14 protein-coding genes, 1 tRNA gene and 1 other RNA gene are annotated in these 16,746 nt (G+C 35.7%); 5 read left to right on the top strand and 11 right to left on the bottom strand.

Annotated elements, in window-relative coordinates; translation table 11 throughout:
- Positions 1-57: 57 nt before the first annotated feature.
- The gene (locus M0P98_02515) at positions 58-1,422 is read right to left on the bottom strand and encodes a hypothetical protein (GenBank protein ID MCK9265747.1); all 1,365 of its coding nucleotides are present in this window, start codon (positions 1,420-1,422) and stop codon (positions 58-60) included.
- Positions 1,423-1,706: 284 nt separating this feature from the next.
- On the opposite strand from M0P98_02515, the gene M0P98_02520 reads away from it, so the two are divergent.
- Genes M0P98_02520 through M0P98_02535 form a run of 4 tightly spaced genes read left to right on the top strand, consistent with a single transcriptional unit; the run spans position 1,707 to position 6,722 of the window.
- Positions 1,707-1,856: a prepilin-type N-terminal cleavage/methylation domain-containing protein gene (locus M0P98_02520; protein MCK9265748.1), complete on the top strand. Its 150-nt coding sequence runs from the start codon at positions 1,707-1,709 to the stop codon at positions 1,854-1,856.
- The gene (locus M0P98_02525) at positions 1,838-2,488 is read left to right on the top strand and encodes a hypothetical protein (GenBank protein ID MCK9265749.1); all 651 of its coding nucleotides are present in this window, start codon (positions 1,838-1,840) and stop codon (positions 2,486-2,488) included. Before M0P98_02520 ends, M0P98_02525 begins: the two co-directional genes overlap by 19 nt.
- Positions 2,489-2,520: 32 nt before the next feature.
- Complete coding sequence (locus M0P98_02530; GenBank protein ID MCK9265750.1) at positions 2,521-3,243, top strand: prepilin-type N-terminal cleavage/methylation domain-containing protein; 723 nt, start codon at positions 2,521-2,523, stop codon at positions 3,241-3,243.
- 53 nt (positions 3,244-3,296) lie between these two features.
- Positions 3,297-6,722, top strand: a complete 3,426-nt coding sequence (locus M0P98_02535) for a right-handed parallel beta-helix repeat-containing protein (GenBank protein MCK9265751.1) — start codon at positions 3,297-3,299, stop codon at positions 6,720-6,722.
- A gap of 749 nt (positions 6,723-7,471) precedes the next feature.
- Here M0P98_02535 and M0P98_02540 read toward each other — a convergent pair.
- The 9 genes from M0P98_02540 to smpB all read right to left on the bottom strand — a co-directional run bounded on the left by M0P98_02540 (position 7,472) and on the right by smpB (position 14,123).
- Positions 7,472-7,544 (bottom strand) — tRNA-Arg (locus tag M0P98_02540).
- Positions 7,545-7,556: 12 nt separating this feature from the next.
- Positions 7,557-8,459: an ornithine carbamoyltransferase gene (argF, locus tag M0P98_02545; GenBank protein ID MCK9265752.1), complete on the bottom strand. Its 903-nt coding sequence runs from the start codon at positions 8,457-8,459 to the stop codon at positions 7,557-7,559.
- Between the two features lie 4 nt (positions 8,460-8,463).
- Positions 8,464-9,684, bottom strand: a complete 1,221-nt coding sequence (locus M0P98_02550; protein ID MCK9265753.1) for an aspartate aminotransferase family protein — start codon at positions 9,682-9,684, stop codon at positions 8,464-8,466.
- Positions 9,685-9,701: 17 nt separating this feature from the next.
- Positions 9,702-10,574: an acetylglutamate kinase gene (gene argB, locus M0P98_02555; GenBank protein ID MCK9265754.1), complete on the bottom strand. Its 873-nt coding sequence runs from the start codon at positions 10,572-10,574 to the stop codon at positions 9,702-9,704.
- Between the two features lie 125 nt (positions 10,575-10,699).
- Entirely contained in the window at positions 10,700-11,587 is an 888-nt protein-coding gene (locus M0P98_02560) for a phosphoribosylaminoimidazolesuccinocarboxamide synthase (protein ID MCK9265755.1), read from the bottom strand.
- A gap of 1 nt (position 11,588) precedes the next feature.
- Positions 11,589-11,978, bottom strand: coding sequence for a 6-carboxytetrahydropterin synthase QueD (gene queD / locus M0P98_02565; GenBank protein ID MCK9265756.1), 390 nt, complete (start codon positions 11,976-11,978; stop codon positions 11,589-11,591).
- 39 nt (positions 11,979-12,017) lie between these two features.
- Positions 12,018-13,145 (bottom strand): N-acetylmuramoyl-L-alanine amidase, encoded by a 1,128-nt coding sequence (locus tag M0P98_02570; protein MCK9265757.1) that lies wholly within the window; start codon positions 13,143-13,145, stop codon positions 12,018-12,020.
- A gap of 102 nt (positions 13,146-13,247) precedes the next feature.
- Positions 13,248-13,601, bottom strand: a transfer-messenger RNA (tmRNA) gene (gene ssrA, locus M0P98_02575).
- An 84-nt stretch (positions 13,602-13,685) separates the two neighbouring features.
- On the bottom strand, positions 13,686-14,123 hold the full coding sequence (smpB, locus tag M0P98_02580) for an SsrA-binding protein SmpB (GenBank protein MCK9265758.1): 438 nt from the start codon (positions 14,121-14,123) through the stop codon (positions 13,686-13,688).
- Positions 14,124-14,253: 130 nt separating this feature from the next.
- Between smpB and M0P98_02585 the strand changes: the two genes are divergently transcribed.
- On the top strand, positions 14,254-15,651 hold the full coding sequence (locus tag M0P98_02585) for an MBL fold metallo-hydrolase (protein ID MCK9265759.1): 1,398 nt from the start codon (positions 14,254-14,256) through the stop codon (positions 15,649-15,651).
- On the opposite strand, the gene M0P98_02590 is transcribed toward M0P98_02585, so the two are convergent.
- Positions 15,648-16,691, bottom strand: a complete 1,044-nt coding sequence (locus M0P98_02590) for a Gfo/Idh/MocA family oxidoreductase (GenBank protein MCK9265760.1) — start codon at positions 16,689-16,691, stop codon at positions 15,648-15,650. The two genes, M0P98_02585 and M0P98_02590, sit on opposite strands and share 4 nt — an antisense overlap.
- Positions 16,692-16,746 lie beyond the last annotated feature (55 nt).

Consider the following 16,746-nt stretch of genomic DNA (forward strand, 5'->3'; position numbering starts at 1 on the left):
GGTTTATCCCTCATAAAGACTGTCGGGATTTGGTCCGGAATCTACTGAGTATTCACTTTAATCCTGCTGGTATTTAATATTTAGCAGTTCACAAAAAGTCTTATAATCTTTTGTTGTATCTCCGTACGAAATAATATAATGTTGACCTAATACGTTCTGAATAAAATTTTCATTTCCAAAATCAAAATCTACCTCTACACTTGGTAACTGTGGTGCTGGTTGTGCCCACCCAGCTTCTTCCCATTTTAAGGGAGCTCTACTGTTCCCTACTGTTGTGTGGAACAGGTATTCTCCTGCGCTAATATCGAGTCTTGCGATGGTCATCCTACCTGTTTTTATCTTTGACACATTCAGTAGTCCTTCTCCAAAACTACCAAAGGCATTTGGTAAAATAGTTGTTTTTCCATCAACTATATCAGCAGGGATATAATCTGGAACACCCATAAGGGCACCCTTTTTAGTAAATTCATAAAACTCAAGATAGGCTGGGATTTGCCCTGTCAAGAAATATGTTATTATTTGAGTAACAAGTCCCATTGAATCGTTTTCTGGTATTGAGCAAATTTTCATTTTATCGTGCAGTAAGGTTAGAGCACCAGCTGGCGCAAACTTCATAAGTTTTTTTATGCCGTCAACATCGTTATAAGATACTCCAACATACTTGCGTTCTTCGATTTTTCTCTTAAAAGCAAGGTATAGTTTTGCTGTATTATGCAAGGTCTCTTTTTGAGGTTCTTTTGTAAATATCCAATTATCTTTCATATAATCTATCAACTTGTGTATCTCTTGGTCAGAAACTTCTTTCATATATAAACCGAGTTCCATAGTCTCAAAATGTTCTATCTCTATTCCAACCTTTTCTTTTAAACTTATAGCGTCATATAATGTGCCATATAGCCGCATATCTCTGTATCCAGCCATCCCAACCAGAGAGGTTTTTAATTGTCTTTCTGTGTAAGCGACTCTTGCAAAAGAAAGTATCTTTTCAGAAGACATCTTTTCACCTAAAATATCTACTATATATTTGAACCTAAACTTCATATCTTTCATAGGTTTTCTTAGAGCTGTTGTTCCGGCTTGAGCTGCAGCAGTAACAAATCTATCATCTTCGTAACCGCCCGTAAGCCCCCATAGCAACATTGGTTTATCTTTAAAAGGCGATATAGTTCTAATGACTGCCCAGGTAGGTATCCATCCGACCAAACATACCACCAGAAAATCAAAATCGGCTCCACTCAACTCTTTTGATGCTCTATCTGCGCAACTTCCGTCAGGAGAATCTGTAACAGGTGTAGAACTAACAACTTCAAGCCCCAAAGATGTAAGAAAATTTTTTGCTTCATTGGTTCTATTTTCAATAATTTCCATAGGGGTATTTACTTCTCCAAATCCTATAAACCCTGCTCTGATTTTTTTATACATATTTTCCTCCATAAAAATTATATATTACTTTTGTTACAATAATAGTTGCTTTCATTATATCATATACTTCTTTGATTAAGGGAGTAGGTTAAATATTCTTTGAGGTTTATTTGTAAATGTTGACAACTAAAGAAGTTAAATAGTAGAATATAATAAGATTTTTTAAGATAGTTATGTAATTTTTGTGTTAAATAGTAGAATAATCGTAATATATTACTTCTCTGTGAAATAGTGTTTTACTTAAAACAACTAACAAGCAGGGTAGTGAAAGGGAGGTGAGAAAAATGAGAAGAAAAGAAGGTTTTACTCTTATAGAGTTGTTGGTAGTTATCGCTATAATTGCTATACTGGCAAGATACTGGCAAGCATGTTACTACCAGCCCTTGCAAGAGCGAGAGAACAGGCAAGGAGAGGTGTGTGTCTTGCTAACCTAAAACAGTTAGGTACTATTTTGTATATATATGCACAAGATTGGGGCGGATGGTTTCCTTATCACGACCACGAAACCCCAGAATCTATACCTAACGTTTCTCTTGCTTTACTTACAGGACAACTTAAACCAGATATGGACCCTGTGACCTACGAAGTAGGCAACCCAGATTTAGAAACTCCTGCGTATGTGACTGACTATAACCTTTTAGTATGCCCAAGTTCAAGAGATGAGGTCTCCCCAGAAGGGTGTCTCTGGTCTGTTCGAGCAACTGTACCTCTTGGTACTTGTTCTTATGCTTATGCGCTAAACCTTAATGTTCAGACACATCCTGATACGGCTATTATGGCAGACAAAAAATGTTATGTTGGAACAAGCACAGCTGCCGCAAATGTATGGTCTACCTCTGGGAAAGATAGCAGACGTCTGCAAGATTTTGAGAACCACGGAACTTATGGTGTGAATGTTTTGTATGTTGGTGGACACGTAAAATGGGCGCCAAGTGTTAACATTCCTATGGGAATTGGTGGTGGGCAATATAGGGATGCATATTATGTAGACCACAAAGCAGTACCTAATTCTGGTCGAGGTATTGATTACACAACTTCTTTACGGGATTTACATTCTACATATTGATATAAAAAAGATTTTTAAGAGAGGTGAAATTAATGAAAAGAAAAAAGCAAGGATTTACTCTTATAGAATTGTTGGTAGTTATCGCTATAATAGCTATACTTGCGGCTATGTTACTACCAGCATTAAGTAAAGCAAGAGCAAGAGCAAAAAGTGCTGTATGTATGAGTAATATGAAACAACTTGGGCTTGGGTTTCATATGTATACACAGGACTGGAATGGGTGGTTTTGGAGGGCGGGCTGGAAAACAAGCGCCTTTGTTCCACGTTATTATAGTACAGATATAATGGTGTGCCCAGGTTTTCCGCCTTACGAATACGACCCTGCTTTGCCCCATGCTACCTACGGGTTTAGAGTTCCAACTCCTTACTGGTTACGTGCAAGAGGGCAAAATATTTTGGACTGGTGGAAACCAGATAGAATAAAAATGCCAAACACTTTCCCTATATTATCAGATACTGTCCTTAGTCCAGAAATTGCTACTATATATACTGCTGGTAAGCCTTATGTAGGTATGCAGTACGCAATAGATGGGCAGTGGCACGGCAAAAGAGATGTCTCCAGTCGTGGCGGACTTTCTCATTTTAGGCATAACAAGATGTGTAATGTGCTCTTTTGGGACGGTCATGTAGAGTCTCTTAATATTGATGGGCTACATAATGCTTTCCTTAAAGCAGGGAATACAGGCGAGGTTCCTGGAGATGTTTGGTGGGTTGTAAAGGACGATTTTTCTCTTAAACAACTAACAGTAAAATAGAAATATTTTTTAGTATAGATAACAAAACACGCCTGCGACTATTGGGAGGTGCTATGAGGCAGTTAAAACTGCTTATTATATTTTTGTTTTTAATTTCAACATACATTCTTAACGCTCAATCGCAGACAAAAACAGTAGATGTTTCTTCTTTGGTTGAATCTATATTAAAAAAAGCAGACGTTCATCTCAAGTCTCGTGACTACAACTCAGCCAGAAAAGAGTACCTTAAAATTAAAGAATATAAAGATTTGGACTATGTTACCCAACTTTCTTTATTTAACATAGCAGAAACTTACCGGTTAGAAAAGAAGTATTCTCTTGCACACCAGACCTATAACGAAATCCTACAAACACCTAACCTATCTCTAAACTACCGAATATATTCTCTTTTTATACAAGCAAATCTTTATATTGAAGAGAATAATTATACCTCAGCACGTAAAATATACTCAGATATTATTAAAACAAAAGGTGTTTCACAAAACCAGATATTTAAAGCAGAGATGTATATAGGAGATACCTACCGATTTGAAAGAAAATACCTACAATCTCGCCGTATATACGAAAGGTTGTTACAACAAGAAGATAACAACTCTTACCCAAATGAGAACAATAGGCTAAATCTTGTTGACCGGTTGGAGAATATAGAAGGGCTAAAAGATAGAGAAAGAGAAAAGAGTATTAGAGAAAAACGGATAGAACGTGTCAATAGCCCAGAGTATTACATATATGTTTCCCAAAAAGGTAGAGATACAAATAAAGGTACAAAAACCTCTCCATTCCAGACTATCAAAAGAGCCCAAGAAGAGATAAAATCTATTAAAAAGACCACAGGTATCCCTCAAGGCGGTATTGGAGTATATTTACGTGGAGGTAAATATTTTATAACAGAAGGGTTAAAGTTTAATCAAGAAGATTCAGGTAAAGAAGGGGCACCTGTAGTATATAGAAGTTATCCAGGTGAAGAGGTACGAATAATTGGCGGTAGACAGGTTACCAATTTTAAACCTCTTAAGGACCCTAAAATAATACAACAACTTCCAAATGAATCTAAAAATAGAGTATGGGTATCAGACCTTAAAGAGTTAGGTATAAACGATTATGGGAACCTTTTGAATAGAGGGTTTGAGTATGATTATGATAGAGCAGGTGCTATGGAACTCTTTTTTAATACCAAACCTATGCAGATATCTCGTTGGCCTGACGAAGGTTTTGCACGTGTGGAAGATGTGGTATTAGATAAAAATAATAGTAGTTTAGAGAAAGAAGTGTTTTATAAAGCAAGATTCAAATATTCTGGTGATAGACCTAAAAGATGGTCAGATGAGAGTAATGTATGGATTGCAGGGTATTTTCTTCATCCTTGGAATAAGGTTCATACTCAGGTAATAGAAATAGATAACAATACACAAACGGTTTTTATGGCTCCAGATATAAGGCACGCAAAAAGTTATGGAGCTTATGATATGCCTGTAATAAAAGGTGCGCCATACTTCTTTTACAACCTATTATCTGAAATTTCTATGCTAGGCGAGTTTTATGTAGATAGAGAGAAAGGGAAACTCTACTTCTATCCACCTGATGAAATAAAGGGGAGCGAGATAATAGTCTCTACCCTTGAAGAACCTATAATTGAGTTAAAAGAGACAGAACATACTATCGTTTATGGTTTAACTTTAGAATCTGTCTGTAAAAGTGGTATATTGGTAGATGGTGGTAATGATAATCTTGTTGCTGGTTGTAAGATAAGAAATACTGGGCAGTACGGTGTTGTTTTGAGAGATGGATGGCGAAATATAGTGGTTGGTTGCGATATATATGATACTGGTGAGGGCGGGGTACATATAACCGGTGGTAACAGAAACAAACTTATACCGGCAGGTCATATTGTTGAGAATAACCATATCCACCATTTTAACCGGTTCGATGGTGGGTATAGGCCAGCTGTTAGGTTAAGCGGTATAGGTAACAGGATTTCACATAACCTTATATCAGACTGTCCTCACAACAGTATGGTGGTAGAAAACAATAATCATATCGTAGAATATAATGAGATATACGATGTGGTTCATGAAGCAAGAGATGCTGGTTCAATATACCTGTATTCTATCCCGAAATATTTAATGAATAGAGGTAATCTGTTTAGGTATAATTTTATACATAACATTACAGAACATTCCTCACCCCATAAAACACATCAGGTAACGGGTCTATATATAGATGCTATGAACGGTGGAATAACAATGGAAGGTAACGTTTTTTATCGTTGTACAGAAAGAGCAGTCTTCACTCACGGACCTGATACACGGATAGAGAACAATATCTTTACCGACTGTAACATAGGTATAGCCCAATCTAATAGGACCTATCTTCTTAGGCAAGATAAAAGTGTAAAACGGTGGGCAGGTCTTTTAAATGCAGTTTCTTACCGTCAACCGCCGTGGAGTACAAGGTACCCTCAGATAAGAGATTCTTTGAAACATACACCTTACGGTGAACCAAAAAACGTTCTTATTCAACATAACATCTTCTCTAATGTGTCTGATATGATTAGAATTAATGGTGAATTTGACCATAATAAAAATAGTGTTAGCAATAATTTGGAAACTAATGAACTCTTCTTTAAAGATAAAGAGAACCTTAATTTTGCTGTAAGAGTTGGCTCGCCTGTTTATGGAAAAACAGAACATAGTCCTGTTCCTTTTGAAGATATAGGTTTGTATGAAGACGAGTTGAGGGCAACCTGGCCAGTAAAAAAATCTCCATCAGGAAAACATTATAACCCAAATTGGAAACCGCCTGTTGAAGATGTGTCCGCAAAATTTCCACCGTTGCAACGAATTAGCAGAGAGAAGGAATATGTAGTAGCAAAAAAGGTGAACCCTATAAAAATTGACGGTATACTAAATAAAGAAGAGTGGTTTGGGTTAGAAAAAGGTCGCTCAATAATATCTCAAGAAGAACATATAAAAGGAATAAAGAGAGAAACAGCTGGTAGTTATGTATGGATAGCTTATGATGAAAAACATTTGTACCTTGGTATAGAATGTCTACCTGACCCGTGGAGGGAAGGATTACCAAAAGAAACTTCTTATGTGCCTCACGAGTTTACCATAGAAGGTACAATAGGTCAAAATACTTGGTGGTGGCAGGAAGGTATACCGACAGGTCCTTTGTTTGTGTTTAGTGGTAGACCTGATGGTAGGTTTGTTGCACACAATCTTTTTAATATACCAGCCGATGTAATAAACAAACTTCAAGAAAATATAGAGTATAAATCGGTAGTTATTGATAAAGATACCAACCATTGGACAGCAGAATGGAAGATACCTCTTGATTTATTAAATATAAATCCTCAGAACAACAAAAGAGTGAAATTTAATATAGGAAGTTGCCGAAAAGACGGATGGTATGTCTGGGTGGCGACAGGCGGTTACCTCTGGCGGGTCGACAATGCTGGAGTTCTCGAATTTAAGTAGTTCCTACCTTTCTTTGCCTTCTCCCCTTGGGGAATTATAGGTATAGCAAATTCTCAGGGGTTTGCAGAGAAGTTAATGGGATGAGGTTTATCCGCCGAAGCTTGTATTGTAGCGTCGGTGGAGGGGTAGTTGGCAGGCTAAAAAAAATGAATAGCAGAGCGATAAAATAGGAAACGCCCCTTGTATGTCATTCCGGACTTGATCCGGAATCTCCTTTTTTACTCCCCCCCCATTCCGTCTTTTGTAGTTTATCTTGCGAGCCTTACCCGCCGAAGCCATACGCTAAAATACAAGCTTCGGCAGGTATACCTTGGCGTAGGAGGGGCCTCTTAGCGTGGCAATCTCGCCGAAGGCGGAAAAGGAAATGGGGGTAAACAATAGTAGGGATAAAAACGAGGATTGCCGCAGTCACACAAAGCGTTCCTTCGCAACGATAAAAAGCGTCGGTTAGCACCTCGTAATTCGTTCCTAAACACATACTTTTTAAACGAAATAAAAGACAAAAAATAATAAGGATAAAGACGAGGGTTGCCACGTTGCAATCCCTCAAAAAGTATTCGGGCTAAAACGCTCCTCGCAATGCCATAAAACGGCAGATAAAGGCATAAAAGAGAAGCGTATGTGGTGTCACTCACTCTGGTACTACAGCGCATACACCTTAGGAATCTGTTACAAACGAAATGTCTGAACATACCACAAGGTTAAGGATTTTATATCTTTCTTATTAGAGTTCTGTTTTGTGGAGGAAGTACGCCTGGCGCGACTCGAACGCGCAACCCTCTGCTTAGAAGGCAGATGCTCTATCCTTTGAGCTACAGGCGCATTGTGTTAATACTAAGAATATAAAAAATGTAGTAAAGCTTTCTGGCAGTGTAACCTATTTTCTGCCTGGTCAAGCACAATTGAATTTGTGCTATCTATTACCTCATTAGTAACTTCTACTCCTCTGTGTGCTGGTAGGCAGTGCATAAACATAAAATCGTCTTTTGCTTTTGAGAGAAGGGTAGAATTAACTTGATATTTCTTGAAAATTTCTTCTCTTTTTTTTGTTTCTGCTTCTACTCCCATACTTGTCCAAGTATCAGTATATATTATATCAGCTTCAGGGACAAATTTTTCTGGAGAAGAACTTATTTCTAAAAACTTGTTATTTTTAACTTGTTTTATAATTTCTTCAGAAGGATAATGACCTTTTGGAGCAGATACCTTTAGGTTAAACTCAAGTATATCCGCTGCAAGAATAAGAGAATTACATATATTGTTCCCATCACCTATATAGGTAACATTAGTGCCTTCAATATACCCTTTTTTCTCGTATATAGTGAAACAATCGCTCAATATTTGGCAGGGATGTAGAAGGTCTGTAAGAGCATTTACAACCGGGAATGAAAAAAAGTTTGCAAATTCCTCAATATCTGTATGTTTATACGTCCTTATTACCATCCCTTGAAGATACCTTGATGTTACCTGCGCTGTATCTTTTATTGTTTCTCCTCTTGAAATCTGGGTAGTTTCTCCGGGCATATATATTGGATTTCCGCCAAGTTCATATATAGCAATCTCAAAAGATAGTCTTGTTCTCGTTGAAGGTTTGCTAAATAATAAGCCGATATTTTTGTTTTTAAGTAGAGAAGAGACACCATTTTGTCTTTCTTTTTTATAATGCTTAGTAAGATTGAAAATCTTATATATTTCTTCTTTAGTTAAATCACTTATTCTCAAAAAATCTCTTTCCATTTTTTTACTCGTGGCCCGTTGATACTTTATTATCAAACAAACTTTTTTCGTATATAGATAAACTATCTTTGATTATCTCGATTGCTGTTTCTATCTCCTGTTTATTCGTTGTAATTGCAGGCATTATTCTTAAAACATTTTCGTGGGTACAGTTGATAAGCAACCCTTTTTGTGTGCATATATCAACAATGCTGGCTCCTTGTCCATTTAGTTCAATTGCAAGCATAAGTCCTAACCCTTTAACATTTTTAATAAATTTGTAGTCTTTTTTTAAAGACTCAAGTTTTTTATAAAGGTATTTACCCATAACATTTACATTATTAAGTAGTTTTTCCTGCTCTATTGCATCTATTACTGCCAAACAACTTCTACACGCTAAAGGGCTACCTCCAAATGTTGAAGCATGAGTGCCTGGAACCATCATATCGGCGACCTCTTTTTTTGCAATCATTGCGCCAACAGGGAACCCTCCCCCTAATGTTTTAGCAAGAGTTATGATGTCAGGTGTAATATCAAAGTTCTGATACCCAAAAAACTTGCCTGTTCTTCCAAACCCTGTTTGAACTTCGTCAAATATAAGAAGGATATCTTTTTCTTTACATAATAAAGATACTTTAGTTAAATATTCTTTATCAGATACATTGATTCCGCCTTCTCCTTGTATAGGTTCTATTATTATCCCTGCTGTTCTGTTATCAACCGTTTTTTCAAGAGTTTCAAAATCGTTAAAAGGTACATAAGAAAACCCTGCAGGTAGAGGTTCAAAGGGTTTGCTATATTTAGGTTGACCTGTCATTGTTACTGTTGCAAGAGTTCTTCCATGGAAAGAGTTTTCCATAGATATTATTTTATATCTACCTGTTCTTCCTCCGTGCAGGCGAGTCAACTTAATAGCAGCCTCATTTGCTTCTGCACCGCTATTACAAAAAAATACTTTTCCATCAAAAGATACTTCTACAAGTTTTTTTGCAAGCAACCCTTGATATGGATGAAAATGGTTGTTCGCTATATGTATAAGAGTTTCAGCTTGTTCTTTTATAGCATCAACAACATAAGGATGGCAATGCCCAATACCTGAAACAGCCCACCCTGGAAAAAAATCAAGGTATTTTTTACCTTTATCATCCCATAGATAACTGCCACTACCTTTAACAAAAACTAAACCGCTTCTTGTGTAAGAACCGATTACATAATTTTTATAATTATCAATTATATTTTCTTTCATTTTAAAATACCAACTGGTTAGTCCATAATTTCTGTTCCAATGCCGTGTTCTGTAAAAACTTCCAGAATGACAGAGTGTTGCACATTTCCACTTACTATATGTACTTTCTTTACGCCTTTTTTTATTGCGGCTATACCTGATGAAACTTTTGGTATCATTCCATCTTTTATTACATTGCTTGAAATCAAATCTTCAACCTCAGAATGTTTCAATGCAGATATGAGAGTCTGTGGGTTTTCAGGATTACGCATAACACCCAGAACATCAGTAATATAAATGAGTTTTTCAGCTTGAAGTTCTTCCGCAAGACTTGAAGCAACAGAATCACCATTTATGTTATATAAAAGACCTTCTTCCGAAGATACCACAGGTGAAACAACCAATATTTTTTCTTTTGAAAGCCTTGTTCTTATATAGTCAGGGTTAACAGACGCAACCTGTCCAACTGACCCTAAATTAATGATTTTTTCACCTTGCTGATAATGTATTTTTCTTGCTACCATAAATTTTTCTTCAGGTGTGAGAGCACTTGCTTGAACATTAAGAGTTTCTACAAGATATTTAACTATATCATCCCGTATTCCAAAGAGAACATCTTTTACTATAAGTAAAGTCTCTTCGTCTGTTACTCGTAACCCTTCAATAAATTCAGGTTTTTTACCTCTCTTCTCTATCTCTTCGTTTATAAATGGTCCACCACCACAAACAAGTACCGTTTTTATTCCAACAACTTCAAGGAAAGCAATATCTTTAAGTATATTCTCTTTTATCTGAGGTAACTTGAATATGCTTCCTCCGAATTTTATAACAAAAACCTTATCTCTATATGCTTTTATGTACGGATAAGCCTCTGTTAAAACCTCTGCTTTTTTTATAGCCTCTTCGTCCACTTTTCCACTCCTTTATGCTACATTTTTCAAATAAAAATACTATTATGTTTCTTCAAAAAAAAAAGAACCTAAAACAAGTTATTATTATACCAGTTTTTTGTAATAAGTTAAATATTTCTTTAAGTTTAAATTGATTTACCTGAAAGTAGTGTATAAATCTGTTTGTACTTCTCTATAGTTTTAGAGATAACTTCCTGAGGAAGAACAGGGGGGGGAGAGTTTTTATCCCAGCCAGTAGTTAAAAGATAATCTCTTATATATTGTTTATCTAAACTGTTTTTAAAAAGCCCCTTTTTATAATTTTCTACTTCCCAGAATCTTGAAGAATCTGGGGTAAGCAGTTCGTCTATGATAATGAGTCGGTTCTTATATATTCCAAATTCAAATTTAGTATCGGCTATTATAATACCTTTATTTAATGCGTATTCGTATGCTCTGTTGTAAAGTTGGATAGATTTTTCCTTAAGAAGAGTTGTGAACTCTTTACCAATTATAGTTTCAGTTTCTTCTAAACTTATGCTTCTATCGTGTTTCCCTTCTTCTTCCTTTGTGGTTGGTGTAAATATTGGTTCTGTTAGTTTATCTCCTTCTTTAAGTCCTTCAGGTAATGTAACTCCACACACTTTACCAGATTCAAGATATTCTTTCCATCCACTTCCAACAATATATCCCCTAACAATAGCTTCAATGGGTAACCTGTTTGCTTTTTTTACAATGATAGCCCTATCTCTTAGGAAAGATTGTTTTTTTATTGAATCTGGGAATGTATTAAAATCAGATTTTACAATATGGTTAGGTAATATATCAGCAAGAAGGTCAAACCAGAATAGAGACATCTGTGTTAAAACTACTCCTTTGTCAGGTATGGGGGTGGGAAGAATATAATCAAACGCTGATATTCTATCAGTTGCAACCATTAAAATGGTATCATTATCCACCTCAAAAAGTTCTCTTACCTTGCCAGAGTGTATTTTTTTTAATGGGATACAAATATCAGACATTGTTTTCGACATCTTATTCTTTCTCTCCTATTGTGTCTTGGGAATATTGAGCAAACTGTTTATCGCTCTCCCAGACTTTAACATATTTAACTCTTACCGGATATTCCTTTAAAGCAACTTTAATCTTTTGGTATATATAAAAAGAGATATTTTCTGACGTAGGGTTCTTCTTTTTAAAAAACTCTATCCCATTAAGATTTTTATGGTCTAATACTTTTAATATTTCATTAAGTTCTTTTTTTAATATAGTAAAATCTACTAAAATACCCGTTTTATCAAGTGTTTCTCCTTCCACCGCTACTGCTACTTTCCAATTATGTCCGTGTAAATTTTCACATTTACCTTTATACTGTCGCAACCTATGAGCAGCTGCAAACATATCCTCAACAACTACTTGATACATATTAAATCTCCTGTGGTAAATTATAGTAAATAAAATAAATTAATTGAAAGCAGTTTTTGGAAGGACATCCTTAAATTTTAAGAAATCCATTAGGGCGTTTCCGAGAGTGATAGCAATAGCGTCACGTACTTCTATATCTTTTAAGTTTAGTTCAATATTAGGGTTACAGATAAACCCTATTTCTGTTAAAACAGAAGGCATTGGTGTGAATTTAAGTACATAAAAGTTTCTTCGTTTGGTGCCTCTGTCTGGTGTTAATAACCGCTCTGCCATCCTTTCTTGCACAAAATCTGCAAGAGTTCGGCTATCATCTATAACATTGGTGCGATTCAACTCTTCCAATATTTCAGATAAGGAAGAAGATGTATTGGTATCTTCCTCTAAACCGTCAATGTTAGACGGCGTAGGTAAGTTGTATGCTGTAGCCTTACTATTTGGATAGTATGTTTCAAACCCGCTAACGTCATACCTGTTATGTTTTGCAGAGTTTGTATGTATACTGAAAAACAGGTCTGCTTGTATACTTTTTGACATCTGAACTCGTTTTTCAAGAGAAATAAATATATCAGTATCTCTTGTTAAGTATATCTGTATATGTGGGTATTTTTTTAACCCCTTTTTAAGGTAATCAGACATTCTTAACGCAACATCAAGATTAACATCTTTCTCTTTTAAGCCATAACTTCCAACAGCTCCAGCATCGCTTCCGCCGTGACCAGGGTCAATCAAAATTACAAAATCCTTGTTTTTATTGTAAGTAACATCTGCTGACACCGTCGCTTTTTTTTCTGTTTCTGCTTTTGGTTCAGGTTTTTTTGCGTCAGAGAAGAGTTGTGAAAAATCGTTTACTGGTATAAGAATTTCTCCTTCAATCTCTTTTATGGGAGCGCTAAGATTTTGTGTGTTACCTGAAACAATTAGTCTTTTATCATTAATTCTAAAAATTATTTCTTTAGAATCGTAAACAATAAGCACCCTATCTTCAAGTTTTCCATAAGAATCTTCTGCATTTAATATTTTTAATAAACTTTTGAGAGATAGGTAAGACGTGTTTTCAATTATATAGGTAGGTAATTTTTTAACCTTGATTTCTTCTTTTAAGTTAAAAGATAAGCAGATAGACGAAAACGCAAAGATTATTGCGAATATATATTTTATATGTTTCATTAATCTATTGTTGTTATAATAAACTCAGGGAAAACTCTCTTGTTTTCCCATTCCCTTAATATGTTAATATATAGTTACCAATTTACGCTTTACTTGCTGCATAAGTGGAGGCGGCGGGTACTGCCCCCGCGTCCAGAGAGTGCAAAAAGAGAGTATCTACCTGTGTAGTCTGAGTTTTGTCATTAGGATACAATCTTGCTCAAGACACAATATTGTATCTGCATCCTTTTTAATAATTTCAGAAAAGGGGAAGGATAACCATTTCTGAAATGCTCTCAAGCCGTCCCAATTCTTTCACCCTGAGAGCCAAAATGAAAGGTGGGTGACTGCAATTTATGCAGCCAAAGCATTTGCCGTTGTGGCAGTTATAGTTTTGCCAGTTTTTTACGAGTTCCTGACAAACTCGACAGGCAACTCTAATCTCACCATCACCCTGTCGAAGCCTATTTCGCCCCCTTAAACTATATCAACATTGATAAGATTATACCATAAAACCTGAACTTTTGCAATAGAACAAATTGAGACATAAAAAAACTAATATCAACGTCCTTTAAGTCTTCGTTCAATAGATATCTTTAATTCTCGTTCTTTTATTACCCTTCTTTTATCATACAACTTTTTACCTTTTGCAACAGCAATTTGTACCTTAGCAAGACCTTTCTTATCAAAATATACAGAGACAGGTATAATGGTTAACCCTTTTTCTTCAACTTTTTTACTTATTCTTTTTATTTCTCTTTTTGTAAGTAGAAGCTTCTTTTTTCTCAGGGGATTATCTTTTTCAAAGGTATTTTCATAATTAGAAATATGAAAATTGTATAGATATACCTCTCCGTTTTCAATTTTTGCGTATGATTCTTTTATACTTCCCCTGCCGGCTCTAAGAGATTTCACCTCTGGTCCTTTTAAGACAATCCCAGCTTCAATTTTTTCAAGAAGTTCGTAATTAAAAAACGCTTTTCTATTTTCTATATGCATAATTTTTGGTGTTTTTAAAATTTTAATGATATGTTATTATAGTATTGTTAAAAGGGTGTTCTTGTCAATATATATTAAAAAAGTTGTATACTAAAACATCATAACCTATCAGTATAAATGGAGATATTGTATGAGGGTAAAAATATTAGGAGCAGCAAAAAATGTTACAGGGTCGAAGTTTCTTATCGATATAAACAATAAAAGAGTGATGGTAGACTGTGGTCTTTACCAAGAGAGAGGGTTGAAGGACAGGAACTGGGAAAAATTTCCTGTTGAACCTTCTTCAATAGACGCTATAATACTTACCCACGCTCATCTTGACCACTGTGGATATTTGCCAAGAATAGTTAGAGATGGTTTTCGTGGCGAAATATTTTGTACCGACCCAACCTTAGAAATTGTAAAGATAACTTTACTCGATTCTGGAAAAATACAGGAAGAAGATGCTATCAAAAAAAAGAAGAGACACATTAAAGCTGGTATTGTAAAAGATTATCCAATTGAACCTCTTTATACAGCACAAGATGCAGAAAAAGTGTTCCCTTTATTGAAGGGGTTTCCGTATAACCACAATATTAAATTTTCTGAGGATATATCTTTCTCTTTCCACGACGCTGGCCATATTCTTGGGGCGGCTATGGTAGAACTTGTAGTAAAAGAGAATGGCGTTATGAAGAAAATTGTATTTTCAGGAGATATGGGTAGATGGGACAAACCTATTCTTAACGACCCAACGCTTTTTGAAGAAGCTGATATAGTTTTTATTGAATCAACCTACGGTGATAGGCTACACGAAACAGAAGAAGAGGCAGAAAAAAAACTTGCAGATATTATTAACGATACAACCCAGAGAGGCGGAAACATTGTTATCCCAACATTTGCTATAGAAAGAGCTCAAGAACTTCTATATTTTTTAAGAATATTGTTAAAAGAAGATACAATACCTCATCTTCTTGTATTTGTAGATAGCCCTATGGCTATAGATGTTACTCAAGTATTTAAAAAGTTTCCTGAGTACCTTGATAAGGAAACACAAACTCTTATTAGGGAAGGAAATTCTCCATTTGATTTTACTATGCTTCAATTAACAAGAAGAACAGAAGAATCAAAAGCAATCAACCGCATAAAAGGTTCTTCTATAATAATGGCTGGTTCAGGTATGTGTACAGGTGGTAGAATTAAACACCACTTGATAACCAATATTACTCGTGCTGAATCAACAATTGCTTTTGTTGGGTACCAAGCACAAGGAACTCTTGGTAGAGAAATACTTGGTAAACCTGAACAGGTTAGAATACTTGGAAAGTATTATCCCATAAGATCTGCTATTGAAAATATTGGAGGTTTTTCAGCCCACGCTGATAGAAACGACCTGTTAAGGTGGTTGGAAGGATTTAAAAAACCTCCTCAAAAAATCTTTGTAATTCACGGTGAAGAAGAGGCTTCTATTTCTTTTAGTTCTCTTTTAAGAACTAAATTTTCAAGCAAGATCTTCACACCTTCTTACCTTGACGAATTTACGCTTTAAATAGAAAGAATTCTTTTTTCTTTATATGAAGTGTAGGCTTTTTCTGTAACATTCATTATATGGATAGCATTTTCTCCCCCGTTTGTTTCAGGGGCTATATTTTCAATGATACAGTTTGCAAAATATTCACACTCTGCAGTATAAGGGTTGATTTCTTCAAAGGGAATTTGTTTGAATGTTAAAGCGACATCTTTTCTCTGCCCAGCGTCATAACCGTTTACCCCTTTATTAAAAATACCTTCAAGGTTTCCTCCGCTACCTTGCCCAATGGTTCCTTCTGTTAGTAAACTACCTTTAGAACCATAAATCTCAAGCCGAGTCTTTGATGCTTCATCTGGGATACAGAAAAAAGAATCTATAGTAGCATGAGCCCCTGATGAAAACTCCAAAAGCGTGGTAGAAGAATCTTCTGATTTGTAATTATGTACCTGATTGCCTGTTAGTGCAACCACCTGTTCTATTTTTGTTCCAGAGATAAATTCAAGTAGGTCATAAAGATGTGTAGCCATATCTATCAACGCTCCACCACCACCTTGTTGAGGGTCTTGTCTCCACGCTCCATCAATGGGTGGATACCAGCAGGATAGTTGAGCTCTCATATATACTATTTTTCCAATATCACCTGCAGAGACAATCTCTTTCATTTTTTTATGTGCGCCGTGAAATTTCATCATATACCCTTCTTGTAAAAACACTCCATTGTCTTTACAAACTTTAATAGCCTCTTCTGTTTCTTTAAGGTTTTTTGCAAGAGGTTTTTCGCAAAGTATATGTTTACCTTTTTCAGCAGCGTATCTTATCTGTTCTAAATGGAGTTGTACAGGTGTGGCTATATATACTGCTTCAATCTCTGCGTCATCAACAAGTGCTTTTTCGTCTTTATAATATTTAGGGATACTAAACTCGTTGGCTATTTTTTCAATATTTACTACATCCATAACAGAGGTAAGGTTTATATTTTTTGCTTTCAACATTCCCGGTATAGTTCTTCTATAGGCGATACCGCCTGCCCCAATAACTCCCATATTTATTTTCTTCATTTTTTACTCCTAAAATTGCAAACCGCGGGTCACAAGCCGCTAGATCTTGTAGGGT

The organism is bacterium, assembly GCA_023230585.1.
Classification (GTDB): domain Bacteria; phylum Ratteibacteria; class UBA8468; order B48-G9; family JAFGKM01; genus JALNXB01.